Consider the following 14,971-nt stretch of genomic DNA (forward strand, 5'->3'; position numbering starts at 1 on the left):
CTGTGATCGATTTGGACGAAGCCGATGAGTGGGACAACGTGGAATTCCGAGTTCTGGGGCCGCTGGAGGTCCGCGACGCCGACGGGGGCGCGGTCGGTCTCGGCGGCCCCCGTCCGCGAGCCGTGCTGGCCCGGCTGCTGGTCGCGCAGGGGGCCGTGGTCCCCGCCGAGACGCTGATCGACGACCTGTACGGCGACGCCGCCCCGCCCAGCGCCCTGCCCACCCTGCACTCCTACGTCTCCAACCTGCGCCGCGCGATCGAGCCGGACCGGGGGCCGCGCGCCCGGCCCAGGACGCTGATCGCCCGCCCGCCCGGCTACCTGCTGGCCGCCGCCGACGTGGACGCGCTCCGCTTCGCCGAGCTGGTGAACCGGGCCGAGTTCCGGTCGGCCGAGGAGGCGCTGGCCTGCCTGGAGGAGGCGCTCGGGCTGTGGCGCGGCTCGCCGTACGAGGAGTTCCAGGACGAGCCGTGGGCGATCGTCGAGGTGAGCCGCCTGCGCGAGCTGCGCCTGGTCGCGGTCGAGCGGCGGGCCCGCGCGCTGCTCGACCTGGGCCGTCCGCAGGCGCTGATCACCGAGCTGGAGGCCGAGACCGTCGCCAATCCGCTGCGCGAGCGCCTGTGGTGCCTGCTCGCGCTGTCCCTGTACCGCACCGGCCGCCAGGCCGAGGCGCTGGCCGTGCTGCGCACGGCGGCCAGGCGGCTGTCCGAGGAGCTCGGCCTCGATCCCGGGCCCGAGCTGCGGTCGCTGGAGTCGGACATCCTGCGCCAGGCCGGCTCGCTCGCGCCGGTGGACGACACCCCGGCGCTGGTGGCCGCGCCACGCCCCCTGGACGTCCCGCACGGGCGGGAGGCCGAGCTGGCCGAGCTGGTGGCGGTGGCCGAGCGGGCCGCGCCCGCCGGGCTCGCGGTCGCCGAGGTCAGCGGTGAGCCGGGGATCGGGAAGACGCGGCTGCTGGAGGCGTTCGGCGAGCACTGCGCGCGGCTCGGCCGGCTCGTGCTCCGCGGACGCTGCCACGACGCCGAGGGCACGCCCGCGCTGTGGCCGTGGACGCAGGTCTTCCAGGCGCTGGAGCCGCACTGCCCGCCGCCGGACCGCGAGCCCCTGTCCGGTCTCCTCGACGCCCGCCCCGAAGCGCCCCCGGACGCCGGTGGCCCGGCCGAGGCGTTGTTGTCGCGCCGGAACCAGGCCGTCGCCCGATGGCTGGTCACGGCCTCGCGCGCCCAGCCGCTCGTCATCGTCCTGGACGATCTCCAATGGGCCGACCCGGCCTCGCTCGACCTGCTCAGGCACCTCGTCATGCTGCTGCGCGGCGGCGCGGTCACGCTGGTCGCGGCCTTCCGCACCGGGACCGGCGACGTGCTCGGGCGGCTGGTCCGCTACGACCTGTCGCGGCTGCGCCTGACCGGCGTCGGCCCCGAGGCGGTCCGGGCCATCGCGGCCGACCTCGGCATCGAGCTGGACGACGAGTCGTGCGCCAGGATGGCCGACCGCACCGGCGGCAACCCGTTCTTCCTGCGCGAGAGCATCAGGCTGCTCGCTCACAACCCGGACGTGGACGAGGTGCCCGAGGCGGTGACCGAGCTGGTCCGCCTGCGGCTGGACGCGCTCGCCGGGGTCACGGACGTGCTGGCGGTCGCGGCGCTGGCCGGACGGGAGTTCGACCCGGCCGTGGTGGCCCGGGTCGCGGGGGAGGAGGCGTACGGGCCGCTCGACCGGGCCGTGCGCGGGGGCCTGCTGGCGGCGCGGGCCGGCGGGCGGCTGGCGTTCGTGCACGACCTGGTGCGCGAGGCGCTCGTCAGGGACCTGCCGCCGCTGCGCAGGGCGGCGCTGCACCGGGACCTGGCCGCCGCGCTGTCCGCCCGTCCGGCGACCGACGTCGAGGTGATCGCCCACCACGCCGTGCAGGCCGGGCCGGTGGCGTACGGGGAGGCGGTGCGGTGGGCGCGGGCCGCGGCCGAGCAGGCCGAGCTGCGCCTGGGCTACGCCGAGTCCGCGTCCTGGCTGGGGCACGCGGTGACCGCGCACGACGCGTGCGGCGGCGACCCGGCCGAGCACGTGGAGCTGCTGCTGCGGCAGGTGCGCGCGCTGCTCGCGGCGGGCGAGCCGGCCGCCGCCCGCCGGGTCAGGGACCGGGCCGTGCGGGCGGCCGACCGCATCACGGACGGGGGAACGGCGCTCCGGGTCCGGGCGCTGACCTCGTTCGACACGCCGACGATCTGGACGCTGCGGGACCCGTACGGCGCGGCCGACCCGCTGCTCGTCCGCCGCTTCGAGGACGCGCTGCGCGAGCTGCCGGAACGGGACGGCCCCGAGCGCGCGATGCTGCTGGCCGGGCTGGCCCAGGAGCTCTACGACGCCTCCGGCGACCCGCGGGCCGAGGGGCTGTCCGCGCAGGCCGTGGCCATGGCCCGGCGGCTGGGCGACCGGCGGCTGCTGATGCGCGCGCTCAATGCCAGGCACCTGTCGCTGCCGCGTCCGCTGCACGTGCACGAGCTGGCGGACCTCGCCGCCGAGCTGCACGAACTGGCGGACGGCGAGCCGGCCTACCAGCTGCTGGCGAACATGATGGACACCCACAACCGGCTGGAGCTGTTCGACGTCACCGGCGCCGACCTGGCCGCGGCCCGCTGCGACGACCTGCTCGACCGGCTCCCGCTGCCCTGGCCGCGCTTCCAGCACACGCTGTGGCGGGCGGGCCGGCTGGTGCTCGGCGGCCACTTCGACCAGGCGGACGACCTGTACGCCGACGCCGCCGACCAGGCGTCCGGCCTCGGCATCTGGCACGCCACCCGCGCGGTGACCGCCGGCCGCCTGGCCCTGGACTACCACCGGGGCACGATGGCCGCCGCGGGCCCGCTCATCGACGTCCTGAGCGGCGCGAACCACGCCCTCGACCAGGCCGCCCGCACCCTCCACCGGCACGCCCAGGGCCGCCTGGACGAGGCCCGCAAGCTGGACGGCCAACCGCTGCTCGACCGGTCGCGCCCGTCCACCCTGTGCCTGCGGGCCGCCGCCGCGGCGGCGCTCGGCCGGGTGCACGAGTGCCGCCTGCTCTACGAGGCGCTGCTGCCCTTCGGCGGCCGGATCACCGTCCTGTCGGCCTGCGCCTGGGTGGGGCCGGTGGACTGGCACCTCGCGCTGCTGGCCGAGGCGACCGGCCGGCACGAGAGCGCGGTCCGGCACCTGACCGAGCTCGAACGGCTGGCCGCCCGCAACGGCCTGACCTGGTGGCGCGACCGGGCGGCCGAGGCCCGCCGGGGGCCCGGCCGCAAGCACCTGCAACTGGCCACCAGCGGATGACAAGGGCCCCCTGATCGACTCTCCTGACGATCGCCAGGGGAGTCGATCGCCGGGAGGGGAGTGCGGGATGACGGGTGCGCAGGCTTTGGTGCGGGCGCTTGAGCGGGTCGGCGTGGACACCGTGTTCGGCATCCCCGGCGGCGCCGTCCTGCCCGCCTACGACCCGCTGTACCGCTCGACCTCGATCAGGCACGTGCTGGTCCGGCACGAGCAGGGCGCCGGGCACGCGGCCGAGGGCTACGCGCAGGCCACCGGCAAGGTCGGGGTCTGCATGGCGACCAGCGGCCCGGGGGCCACGAACCTGGTGACGCCGCTCGCCGACGCCTACATGGACTCGGTGCCGATCGTCGCGATCACCGGCCAGGTGCCCAGCTCGCAGATCGGCACGGACGCCTTCCAGGAGGCCGACATCACGGGCATCACCCTGTCGATCACCAAGCACAGCTTCCTGGTCACCGACGCGGCCGACATCCCCCGCACGATCATGGAGGCGTTCCACCTCGCCTCCACCGGCCGTCCGGGTCCGGTGCTGGTGGACATCACCAAGGACGCGCTCCAGGCCGAGACCGCCTTCGTCTGGCCGCCGGTCATGCGGCTGCCCGGCTACCGCCCGGTCACCCGGCCGAACGCCCGGCAGATCAGGGCCGCCGCCGAGCTCATGGCCACGGCCCGGCGGCCGGTCCTGTACGTCGGCGGCGGCGTGCACAAGGCGGGCGCGTCCGCCGAGCTGCTGCGCCTGGCCGAGCTGACCGGCATCCCGGTCGTCACCACGCTCATGGCCCGCGGCACGTTCCCCGACAGCCACCCGCTGCACATGGGCATGCCCGGCATGCACGGCTCGGTCGCGGCCGTCGGAGCCCTCCAGCGGGCCGACCTGATCGTCGCGCTCGGCGCCCGGTTCGACGAGCGCGTCACCGGCGACCTGGGCACGTTCGCGCCGCACGCCAAGGTCGTGCACGCCGACGTGGACCCGGCCGAGATCTCCAAGAACCGGCACGCCGACGTGCCCGTCGTGGGCGACTGCAAGGAGGTGCTGGCCGAGCTGACCGCCGCCCTGGACGGCCGGCCGGGCGACCGCGCGGACTGGTTGCGCACGCTGGAGGGGTACCGGCGCACGTACCCGCTGGGCTACGAGACGGTCGAGGGCGCGCTCGCCCCGCAGTACGTCATGCAGCGGCTGAGCGCCCTGGCCGGTCCTGAGGCCGTTTACACCTCCGGCGTGGGCCAGCACCAGATGTGGGCCGCCCAGTTCATCGCCCACGAGCGGCCGGGCTCGTTCGTCAACTCCGGCGGCGCGGGCACGATGGGCTTCGCGATCCCCGCCGCGATGGGGGCCAAGATCGGCTGCCCGGACCGCACGGTGTGGGCGATCGACGGCGACGGCTGCTTCCAGATGACCAACCAGGAGCTGGCCGTGTGCGCGCTGGAGGGCGTGCCGATCAAGGTGGCCGTCATCAACAACGGCAGCCTCGGCATGGTCCGCCAGTGGCAGACCCTCATGTACGACGGCCGCCACTCCAACACCGACCTGCGCGCCGCCCGCCGCATCCCCGACTTCGTCGCGCTGGCCGAGGCGTACGGCTGCCACGGCCTGCGCTGCGAACGCCCCGAGGACGTGGACGCGGCCGTCGAGCAGGCCATGGCGATCGACGACCGGCCGGTGGTGGTGGACTTCGTCGTGCACCGGGACGCGATGGTGTGGCCCATGGTGCCCGCCGGCACGAGCAACGACGACATCCGGATCGCCAGGAACCTGGCTCCGAACTGGGGAGATGACGAATGAGTCAAGTCGTAACAAAGCAGCCAAAGGTGCCGAACCTCATTTAAGCTTCCTTGACCCGGGGCGGCCCGGGCCGCGGAACCGAGGTGGAAAGTGGCGCTGCGCGTCAAGGTGCTGGGGCCCATCGTGGCCGAGATCGACGGGGTGGAGGTCGCGCTCGGCGGCCCGAGACAGCGCGCGGTGCTCGCCGTGCTGGTCGCCGCGCGCGGGCAGGTGGTCTCGGCCGAACGCGTGCTCGACGCCGCCTGGGACGAGGGCGAGCCCGCCTCGATGCCCACCCTGCACTCCTACATCACCAGGCTGCGCAAGGCCCTCGAACCCGGCCGGACCAGCCGGGCGCCGCAGAGCGTGCTGGCCCGCGTCGGCAACGGCTACACGCTGCGCGTCGAGCCCGACGCCGTGGACGCCGAGCGGTTCGCCCGCAAGGTCGCGGAAGGGCAGCTCCTGCTGGAGTCGGGCGACCACAGCTCGGCGCTGGCGGTGCTGAGCGAGGCCGTGGAGCTGTGGGGCGGGCAGCCGTACGGGGAGTTCGCGGGCGCGGCCTTCGCCGTCCCGGAGATCGCGCGGCTCCAGGGGCTGTTCCTGTCGGCGCGGGAGAGCCTGTTCGCCGCGCAGCTCGCCCTCGGACGGCACGCGGCCGTGGTGCCGGAGCTGGAGAAGCTCATCGCCGAGCAGCCCATGAGCGAGCGCGGCTGGGAGCTGCTGGTGCTGGCCCTGTACCGGTCGGGCCGCCAGGGCGACGCGCTGGCCGCGCTGCGCTCCGCCCGCCGCGTGCTGGCCGAGGAGCTGGGCATCGATCCGGGGCCGGGGCTGCGCGAGCTGGAGGCGGCGGTGCTGGCCCAGGACGACGCGCTGCGTCCCGGCGGCGCCGCGCCGCTGCCGGAACGCGGCGGCAACCTGCCCTTCCCCGTCACCGCGCTGGTCGGCCGGGCGGCCGAGGTCGAGCAGGTGGCCGCGCTGCTCGCCGAGCACCGGCTGGTCACGCTCAGCGGGCCGGGCGGCATCGGCAAGACCCGGCTGGCGCTGGAGACCGCGCGGGCCAGGGACGACGCCGACGGGCCGTGGCTGGTGGAGCTCGCCGGGCTGGCCGACCCCTCGCTGGTGGCCGGGGCCATCGCCCAGGTGCTCGGGCTCACCGGGCCGGTCACCGGGCAACGCCTGGCGTACGCGCTGCGCGCCCGCAGCCCGCTGCTGGTGATCGACAACTGCGAGCACCTCGTGACGGCCGTCCGGGACACGGTGTCCGAGCTGCTGGCCGGGGCGGGCGGCGTACGCGTGCTGGCCACCAGCCGCGAGACGCTCGGCGTGCCGGGCGAGGCCCTGTACGACGTGCCGCCGCTGTCCACGGCGGACGCCCGCGACCTGTTCCTGAGCCGGGCCAGGGCCGCCGCGCCCGGCTGGGAGCCGACGCCCGCCGAACTGGCCAACGCCGAACGCCTCTGCCTGGGGCTCGACGGGCTGCCCCTGGCGGTCGAGCTGGCCGCCGGGCAGTGCCGCATGTTGTCGGTCGAGCAGATCCTCACCTCGATGGACGACAGGTTCAGCGTGCTCACCGACGGCGCCGGCCCGCAGCGGCACCGCACGCTGGCCCGTACCGTGGAGTGGAGCTACGACCTGCTCGAACCCGCCGAGCGCGAGCTGTTCCACCGGCTCGGCGCGTTCGCCTCCGGCTTCGACCTGGACGCCGCGGCCGCGGTGTGCGGGCGGCCGGTCCTGGGCGGCCTGGGCGCGCTGGTGCGCAAGTCGCTGGTCGCCGTCGAGCCCGGCACCTCGCCGCGCCGCTACCGGCTGCTGGAGACGATCAAGGAGTTCGCCCGCGCCCGGCAGGACCCGGCCGAGCTGGCCGAGGCCCAGGCCGCGCATCGCGCCTGGGTGCTGACCCGCGCCGAGGCCGCCGACGCCAGGATCCGCGGCGAGGGGGCGACCGCCGCGATGGAGGTGCTCCTCGCCGACCAGGCCGAGCACCGGGCCGCGTTCACCTCGGCGATGCTGGCCGGCGACGGCGGGTACGCGCTGCGGCTCACCGGCCTGCTGTCGTGGTTCTGGTACCGCAGGGGCCACGTCGCCGAGGGGCTGGCCAGCCTGTCGGCGGCCATGGAGCTCTACCCCGACGCCGAGCCCGGCGTGCGCTCCCAGGCGCTGATCGGCATGGCCGGCCTGCACTACCTGGCCGGCGACTTCGCCGCCGCGAGCCGGCGGGCCAGGGAGGCGGCCGAGATGGCCCGCCTGGCCGACGACCTGGTCGCCGAGGGGCGCGCCCTGACCTACCGCGCGCTGTTCGGCGGCCTGTGCGGGGCGCCGAACGCCCTGGCCGACGCCCGTGCCGCGCTCGACCTGGCCGAGGTGGCCGGCATGGCGTGGCTGCACGCCGAGGCGCTGATGGTGCTCGGCATGCTGCTGGTGTTCGCCCGGGAGACGGGCGAGGCGGCCGGCTGGCTGACCCGGTCGATCGAGGTGGCCACCAGGACGGGACACCGCTTCGTCACCGCCTCCTCGACCTGGCTGCTGATGAAGATCGACCTGCTGGGCGGCCGTACCGACCGGCCGCTGGCGTCCGGGCTGCCGATCCTGCGCATGCTCGACGAGGACAAGGACGTCACGTCCTGGCTGGTCATGGCGCACACGCTGGCCGGGGTGCTCACCGCGGGCGGGCTGCCGCGGGACGGCGCCCGCCTGCTCGGCGCGGTCGAGGCGGTCGGGGCCCGGGTCGGCTTCTCGCCGCCGGAGCTGGACCCGGCCGACGGCGCCGAGCGGGAGGAGCTGATCCGGCGCGCGCTGCCCGCCGCCGAGCTGGCCGAGTGCCTGCGCGAGGGCGCCGCCCTGTCACCCGCCCAGGTGCACGGCCTGCTCGACCGGCTGATCCGGAGCCGCGTCCACTGACCTGGGATTCTTGCGCCGGGCGGGCCGGCAGGCTTTGGTACAGGTATGCCCCCAGGTGATCGGCTCGCCGTGCAGACCATCGAGTTCCACGGTGACAAGGTCGCCTTCGGCGAGGCCGGCGTGACGGACGAGGAACGCGCCGCCGCCGGCCGTGAGACGCTCGCCCAGCGCAACCAGGCGCTGCTGCGGGGCAACCGCCGCCGGGCCAGGCGCCGCTACGCCCACGAGCTGCCCGACGGCGTGCACTTCGCGCGCGTGTGGCGGCGACGCGCCCTGGCCGAGCTGCGGCCCCTGCTGACCGGCGGGCCGCTGGCCGTCTGGGGCGAGGACGACGACGTGCTGCACGTGCTCTGGCAGGGGCCGAACGCCCAGCTCGTCGCGGGCGTGCGGTTCCCGATGTGGCCGGTCAAGGGGGCGGCCGACCTGTGGGAGCTGTCCCTGCGCGTACGGCACCTGGACCGGGCCGTGATCGGCGTCACCGCGGTGCCTCCCGGCGGCCGTCCGGTGGAGCGGATCTGGCACGGCTCCCGCGCCGCCCCCGCCCCCGCGACGGCCGCCCGGCTCGCCGGCACGCTGGTCACCCGCGAGATCAGCAGCGTCCACCTGGGCGAGCGCCGCGCGATCACCGTCTACCGGCCGCCCGGCCCGATCCGGCCGATGCCCCTGTGCCTGCTGGCCGACGGGCAGGCCGCCGAGTCGCACGCCCGGGTGCTGGAGCCGGCGATCCTGGCCGGCGCGCTGCCGCCGCTGATCCTGGCCGGTCCGCACGCCGCCGGCGCGCCGGGGCCGTACCCGGACGGGCGGGCCAGGGAGTACCTGCCCTACGCCGACCCGCGGCGCTTCGCGGCGCACCTGGCGTTCGTCGTCGGCGAGGTCCTGCCCGGCTTCCCCGAGGCGAGCCACGTCATCAGCGCCGGCTTCTCCGAAGGCGCGGCCTTCGCGCTGACCGCCGCCGACCGGTGCCCCGGCCGGATCGCCGCGGCCGTCGCCCTCAGCCCCGACCTGCTGCCGCAGCTCCTCGACACCTCCGTACGGGCGCCCCGCTACCTCGCGGCGGGCACGCTCGAACCGGCCTCGCTCGACTGCGCGCGCTCGCTGGCCGCGCGCCTGGCCGGGGCGGGCGTGGCCCACCGGTGCGCGGCGTGGATCGGCGGCCACGACGGCTACTGGTGGCGGGTGCACCTGCTGGCCGCCCTCACCTGGCTGGCCCGCGAGCCGCTGCCCCGCGCACGCTGACCGCGCCGGCTCCCCCGCTCATGCCGACCGCGCCGGCCGGACGGCGGCCAGCACCAGCAGCCCGGCGAACAGCCCGGTGACCGCGGCGGCCAGGTAGACGGCGTTCAGCGCCGAGGGGAACGAGCCCGGCCCGGTCATGCCGTCCTGGAACAGGATGCCGAAGGCGGCGACGCCGAGGGCGTACCCGAGCTGCCTGACGGTGTTGACCGCGCCCGCCGCCATCCCGGCCCGGTGCGGCGGGACGTGCGCCATGGCGGCCGAGCTGAGGGCCGGGATGGCCAGGCCGACGCCGATCCCCGTCACCACCAGGCCCGGCGCGAGCGCCGTCCACGTGGAGTGCTCGTCGAGCATGCCCTGCAGCAGCGCGCCCGCGGCGATCAGCAGCAGCCCGCCGCCGACCGCGGCGCGCGCCGTCAGCCGGGGGAGCAGGCGGGCGGCGGCGACCGAGACGACCAGCGAGGTGCCGGCCATGGGCGTCAGCGCCAGCCCCGCCTGCACCGGCCCGAGCCCCAGCCCGCCGGCTTGCTGCAACCACAGCGAGGTGAAGGCCAGGCAGGCGAACGCGGCCGGCATGAGCAGCCCGGCCCCCGCCATGATCCCGCTGAACGCCTTGTTCGCGAACAGCCGCAGATCCACCATGGGATGCGCGCCGCGCGACTCCACCAGCACGAACGCGGCGAACGCGAGCACCGCCACGGCGAGCGGCGCCAGCGCGCGCGCCGACGTCCAGCCGTTCGGCCCGGCCTCGATCAGCCCGTACGTGAGCGCGCCCGCCGCCAGGGTGAACGTGCCCATCCCGGCCAGGTCCAGCCGCCCCCCGCCCGGCAGGCGGGACTCGCCGACCGTGCGCCAGGTCATCCAGGCGGCGGCCAGGCTGATGGGCAGGTTCACCAGGAAGACGGCCCGCCAGTGCAGGTGCTCGGTGAGCAGCCCGCCCAGCACGGGGGCGAGCGCCGCGGCGGCCCCGTTCACGCCGCCCCACACGCCGAACGCGATGCCGCGCTCCCGGCCGTGGTAGGTGGCGCTGATCAGGGCCAGCGTCGTGGCCATCATGGCGGCGCCGCCCGCCCCCTGCAGCACGCGGGCCGCCAGCAGCAGGCCCCCGGTGGGCGCGAGGCCGCAGGCCAGGGAGGCGAGCGCGAACACGCAGAGGGCGATCAGGTACACCTTGCGCCGCCCCGCGTGGTCGGCGACCGAGCCGGCCGCCAGCAGCAGCGCGGCCAGGGCCAGGGCGTAGCCGTCCAGGAGCCATTGGGCGTCGGTGAAGGACATCTTCAGGTCGGCGGTGATGCCGGGCAGGGCCACCATGACGATGGTCACGTCCACCAGGAGCATGAAGGCGCCCAGGCAGGCGGCGGCCAGCGGCCACCAGCTCGTACGGGTCAGTGTCGTGTTCATGGCGGCAAGGGTCCGGCCCGGACGGGGGATGCCCCTAGCCGTCGAGGCTCTTCTGCCGGTTTTCCGCGCTCTGTAGCCTGCTCTGGTGGAAAACGTCAGGCTCGACGAGGTCGACCGCGGGCTGCTGCACGCGTTGCAGGTGGACGGGCGGGCCTCGTTCAGTCGGATCGCCGAGGTGCTGGGGGTGTCCGACCAGCGGGTGGCCCGCCGCTACCGGCGGCTGCGCTCCGGCGGCGGGATCCGGGTCGTCGGCGTGGTGGACCGGCAGCGGCTCGGCCACCAGTCGTGGGCCATCCGGCTGCGCTGCACGCCCGACGCCGGCGCCTCGATCGCCGAGGCACTCGGACGGCGGCCCGACACGTTCTGGGTGCATCTGCTGTCCGGCGGCACCGAGATCTCCTGCGGCGCCATCCAGCGCCTCGACCGGGAACGCGAGCCGCTGCTGCTGACCAAGCTGGCCAGGACCAACCGGGTGCTCGCGGTGTCGGCGCACCGGACCCTGCACATGTTCGTCGGCGGCCGCATCGGCTGGGCCGGGCTCGCCGCGCTCTCCGCCGACCAGGTCGCCCACCTGCGGGCCGGCCGCGTGTACGCCCCCCGCGACACCGGCGAGGACGTGACGCTCGGCCCCGGCGACGACGCGCTGCTGGCCGAGCTGTCCCGCGACGGCCGCACCGGCCACGCCGACCTGGCGGCGGCGACCGGCTGGTCGGAGTCCACGGTCCGGCGGCGGATGGAACAGCTCTGCGCGGCCGGCGCCCTGTTCTTCGACATGGACGTGCTGCCCCGGCTCCTGGACTACCGGGTCGAGGCCCAGCTGTGGATGTCGGTGCCGCCCGCCGACCTCGACGCCACCGGCCGGGCGCTGGCCGAGCACCCGGAGGTCGCCTTCGCCGGGGCGACCACGGGCCCGACGAACCTCGCGGCCAGCGTGGTGTGCCGCGACGACACCGCCTTCTACCGCTACCTCACCGACAGTCTGGGCGCGCTGCCCGCCATCCGGCACATCGAGACCGCGCCGATCATCAGGACCATCAAGCGGGCGGGCGCCGGGCTGACGAGTTGACCTCAAGTCGTCTTGAGGTTGCACGCTGGCCGTGGACGTTTTCCGGGATGAGGAGTGGTCATGAGAGTGGTGCAGGTGACGCGGTTCGGCGGGCCCGAGGTGCTGGAGACGCGGACCGTCCCGGACCCGGTGGCCGGACCGGGCGAGGTCGTGGTGAAGGTCGGCTTCGCCGAGATCAATTTCATCGAGACGCAGCTCAGGCGGGGGATCACGCCGGGGCCGCCGCTGCCGGAGCCGCCGTACGTGCCGGGTGCGGGCGTCGGCGGGCTCGTGTTGTCGGTGGGCGATGACGTCGATGCCGGGCTGGTGGGGCGGCGGGTGGTGACCCGTACGCCGGGCTTCGGCGGCGGGAACGCCGAACTGGTCGTGGCCAGGGCCGCGGACCTGATCGAGGTGCCGGACGGGCTCGCGCTGGCCGACGCCACGGCGCTGCTCATCGACGGCAACACGGCCGTGGGCCTGTTCGAGAACGCCGCGATCCGGCCCGGCGAACGGGTGCTCGTCCAGGCCGCGGCCGGCGGGCTCGGCAGCCTGCTCGTGCAGCTCGCGCGCGCGGCCGGTGCCCGGGTCATCGGGACGGCGGGCAGCCCGGCCAAGCTGACGGTGGTCGCCGGGCTCGGCGCCGAGGCGGCCGTCGACTACTCACGTCCCGGCTGGACCCAGGAGGTCCTCGACGCGACCGGCGGGCGCGGCCCCGACGTGGTCTTCGACGGCGTGGGCGGCGAGCTCGGCCGCCAGGCGTTCGAGGTGACCGCGCGCGGCGGGCGGTTCTCCGTGCACGGCGCGTCCAGTGGCAGCGCCACGACCGTCGATCCGGCGGAGGCCGACCGCCGGGGCGTCACGGTGATCGGTCTGGAGCAGCTGGCCGCCCTGGGCCAGGACGGGAACGAGCGGGCCGTGCGCGCGCTCGCCGAGGCGGCGGCCGGGCGGCTCAAGGCGGTCGTCGGGCGCACGTTCCCGCTGGAGCGGGCGGCCGAGGCGCACGCGGCGATCGAGGCCCGCGCGGTGAACGGCAAGACCCTGCTGGAGGTCTGACCGCCCGCGGGCCTAGGGCTCCGGGGTCATAATCGAGGCGTGCACCGGCCGTCCAGGCGACTCCTCCTCCAGGCGGGCGCGGTCGCCGTGGCCGCCGTGGCGGGGGCGCTCGCCCGGTCCGAGCCCGCCCACACGCCGGACGACTCCTTCGTCAGGCTGCGCCGCCAGTGGCGCGAGGTGACGCTGGGGTCGGGGTTCGACGCGGGCGCGGAGCCGTACCGGACGCGGCTGGCCGAGACCGGGCGGCGGGCGGCCCGGTACCGCGCGGCCATGGCGTACACGGGCACGTCGCTCTGGGCGGACCAGCCGTTCCCGTCGTTCGCCGCGACGCCGGGGCGGCTGCTGGCCATGGCCCGCGCGTACGCGCTGCCGGGGACGGGGCTGACCGGCGACGCCACCCTGGCCGCCGCCGTCGCCGCCGGGATCGACCACTACCGCCGCCACGTGTACGCCGCCGGCGCCGACCCGGCGGGCAACTGGTGGCACTGGGAGATCGGCGTGCCGAGGGCGCTGCTCGACGCGGCCGTGCTGGTCGGGCCGCACCTGGGCGAGCGGCGCGGCGCCGCGCTGCGGGACGCGGTCGACCACTTCGTGCCCGAGAGCCGCCTCGGCGACTACAGCGGCACCAGCACCGCCGCCAACCGGGTGGACCTGTGCATGGTGATGGTGCTGCGCGCCATGCTCAGGGCCGACCCCGGCAAGGCGGCGCTGGCGGCCTCGGCGCTCGCCCCGGTGTTCCGCGTGGTCGCCGAGGGCGACGGCTTCTACCGGGACGGGTCGTTCGTCCAGCATTCGACCGTGCCGTACCAGGGCGGCTACGGGGTGACGCTGCTCACCGGGCTCGCGACGTTGTTCGCGGTGCTGCGCGGCACGCCGTGGGAGGTCGTGGATTCGACCGTGTTCGCCATGGTGGAGCGGTCGTTCGCGCCGTTCGTGCACGACGGGTTCTGCATGGACCTGGTGCGCGGCAGGGGGATCGGCAGGAAGCCGTTCGGCGACCACGACAGGGGCCGCGCGCTGGCCGCCGCGATCCTGCTGCTCGGCGAGGTGGCCCCGGCCGCCGACCGGGCCCGCTGGCAGGCGATGGTCAAGGGCTGGGCGGTGCGCCAGACGTGCCGTCCCATGCAGGACGAGGCCGGCCCGGCCTTCCACGCCCGCCTGACCGCCGTCCTGGCCGACGACGCCGTGCCCGCCGCGCCGGAGCCCGTCGGCCACCGGCTGTTCCCGATGAGCGCGCGGGCCGTGCACCGCCGGCCGGGCTGGTGCGCCGCGCTCAGCATGGCCTCCGCCACGATCGGCCACTACGAGCACGGCAACGGCGAGAACCCGCGCGGCTGGCACACCGGCTCCGGCCTGCTCTACTGGTGGGCCGACGGCCACGCCGACCAGTACTCCGACTCGTTCTGGACGACCGTCGACCCCTACCGGCTGCCCGGCACGACCGTCTCCACCCGGCGGCTGCCCGACGGCGCGGGCTCGGCCTGGGGGGACACCTGCCCGCCCGGCCGCTGGGTCGGCGGCGCCACGGACGGCACGTACGCCGTCGTCGGCCAGCACCTGAACGGCCTCGACAGCACGATGGAGGCGTTCAAGTCGTGGTTCTTCCTCGACGACGCCGTGGTCTGCCTCGGAGCGGGGATCAGCGCCGCGGACGGCGTGCCGGTCGAGACGATCGTGGACAACCGCAGGACCGCCGCCCCCCTGACCGCCGATCTCCGGGCGGGGTGGGCGCACCTCGACGGCCACGGCGGCTACGTGGTGCCGGACGGCCTGCGCACCCTGCGCGAACGGCGCGGCGACCGCGACTACGTCACGCTCTGGCTCGACCACGGCGTCGACCCGGACCAGGCGGACTACGTCTACCTGCTGCTGCCGGGCGCGAGCCGCGCGCGCACGGCCGCCAGGGCCGCCGATCGCGGGTGGGCCCGCGTGCTCGCCAACACCGCGCGGCGGCAGGCCGTCCGGGTGGACGCGCTGGGCGTCACCGCGGCCGCCTTCTGGAACGAGGGCGCCGCCGGCCCGCTCGCCGCCTCCGCGCCCTGCGCCGTGCTGGTCAGGGAGGACGCCACGGGCACGGCCACCGTCACCGTGGCCGATCCCCGGCGCGACCTGGACGGGCTCACCGTGACCTGGGACCGGCCGGTCGCCGGCGTGCTGCGCGGCCACCCGCTGCTCACGGGGGCGGCGACGGGCGACCGGCTGAGGCTCGTCCTCGGGCCGACGGCCGACCTGGAGGGCGCCTCTGTGACGGTGACCGTCCGGCTGTCGTGACGG

General features: G+C 76.0%; 8 protein-coding genes. 7 read left to right on the forward strand and 1 reads right to left on the reverse strand.

The features are described from left to right. Positions 1 to 11 precede the first annotated feature (11 nt). The 4 genes from ACIBK9_RS05300 (at position 12) to ACIBK9_RS05315 (ending at position 9,198) form a co-directional block, all read left to right on the forward strand. Positions 12 to 3,302 carry a BTAD domain-containing putative transcriptional regulator gene (locus ACIBK9_RS05300; RefSeq protein ID WP_397155318.1) on the forward strand — a complete coding sequence of 1,097 codons (3,291 nt, stop codon included), beginning with the start codon at positions 12 to 14 and terminating at the stop codon, positions 3,300 to 3,302. A gap of 67 nt (positions 3,303 to 3,369) precedes the next feature. Beyond that, positions 3,370 to 5,085: an acetolactate synthase large subunit gene (locus ACIBK9_RS05305; RefSeq protein WP_358291448.1), complete on the forward strand. Its 1,716-nt coding sequence runs from the start codon at positions 3,370 to 3,372 to the stop codon at positions 5,083 to 5,085. 90 nt (positions 5,086 to 5,175) lie between these two features. Continuing rightward, the gene (locus ACIBK9_RS05310) at positions 5,176 to 7,962 is read left to right on the forward strand and encodes a BTAD domain-containing putative transcriptional regulator (RefSeq protein ID WP_397155321.1); all 2,787 of its coding nucleotides are present in this window, start codon (positions 5,176 to 5,178) and stop codon (positions 7,960 to 7,962) included. Positions 7,963 to 8,007: 45 nt separating this feature from the next. Further along, entirely contained in the window at positions 8,008 to 9,198 is a 1,191-nt protein-coding gene (locus ACIBK9_RS05315) for an alpha/beta hydrolase (protein WP_397155323.1), read from the forward strand. 18 nt (positions 9,199 to 9,216) lie between these two features. Here the strand turns inward: ACIBK9_RS05315 and ACIBK9_RS05320 are convergent, their stop codons facing one another. Then, positions 9,217 to 10,596 carry an MFS transporter gene (locus ACIBK9_RS05320; RefSeq protein ID WP_397155325.1) on the reverse strand — a complete coding sequence of 460 codons (1,380 nt, stop codon included), beginning with the start codon at positions 10,594 to 10,596 and terminating at the stop codon, positions 9,217 to 9,219. Positions 10,597 to 10,681: 85 nt separating this feature from the next. Here ACIBK9_RS05320 and ACIBK9_RS05325 point away from each other — a divergent pair, with 85 nt between their 5' ends. The 3 genes from ACIBK9_RS05325 to ACIBK9_RS05335 are packed head-to-tail and all read left to right on the forward strand — an operon-like array spanning position 10,682 to position 14,968. Then, positions 10,682 to 11,662, forward strand: coding sequence for an AsnC family transcriptional regulator (locus tag ACIBK9_RS05325; protein WP_397155327.1), 981 nt, complete (start codon positions 10,682 to 10,684; stop codon positions 11,660 to 11,662). Between the two features lie 60 nt (positions 11,663 to 11,722). Beyond that, complete coding sequence (locus ACIBK9_RS05330) at positions 11,723 to 12,697, forward strand: zinc-binding dehydrogenase (protein WP_397155329.1); 975 nt, start codon at positions 11,723 to 11,725, stop codon at positions 12,695 to 12,697. Between the two features lie 39 nt (positions 12,698 to 12,736). Continuing rightward, positions 12,737 to 14,968 carry a polysaccharide lyase 8 family protein gene (locus tag ACIBK9_RS05335; RefSeq protein WP_397155331.1) on the forward strand — a complete coding sequence of 744 codons (2,232 nt, stop codon included), beginning with the start codon at positions 12,737 to 12,739 and terminating at the stop codon, positions 14,966 to 14,968. The last annotated feature ends 3 nt before the right edge of the window (positions 14,969 to 14,971 follow it).

Origin of the sequence: Nonomuraea sp. NPDC050227 (assembly GCF_044459705.1) — a bacterium.
GTDB lineage: Bacteria > Actinomycetota > Actinomycetes > Streptosporangiales > Streptosporangiaceae > Nonomuraea.

Excerpts from the sequence above, each read along its gene's own strand:
- ACIBK9_RS05330 (WP_397155329.1), top strand. The coding sequence starts at position 11,723 with ATGAGAGTGGTGCAGGTGACGCGGTTCGGCGGGCCCGAGGTGCTGGAG.
- ACIBK9_RS05320 (WP_397155325.1), bottom strand. The coding sequence starts at position 10,596 with ATGAACACGACACTGACCCGTACGAGCTGGTGGCCGCTGGCCGCCGCC.
- ACIBK9_RS05305 (WP_358291448.1), top strand. The coding sequence starts at position 3,370 with ATGACGGGTGCGCAGGCTTTGGTGCGGGCGCTTGAGCGGGTCGGCGTG.
- ACIBK9_RS05315 (WP_397155323.1), top strand. The coding sequence starts at position 8,008 with ATGCCCCCAGGTGATCGGCTCGCCGTGCAGACCATCGAGTTCCACGGT.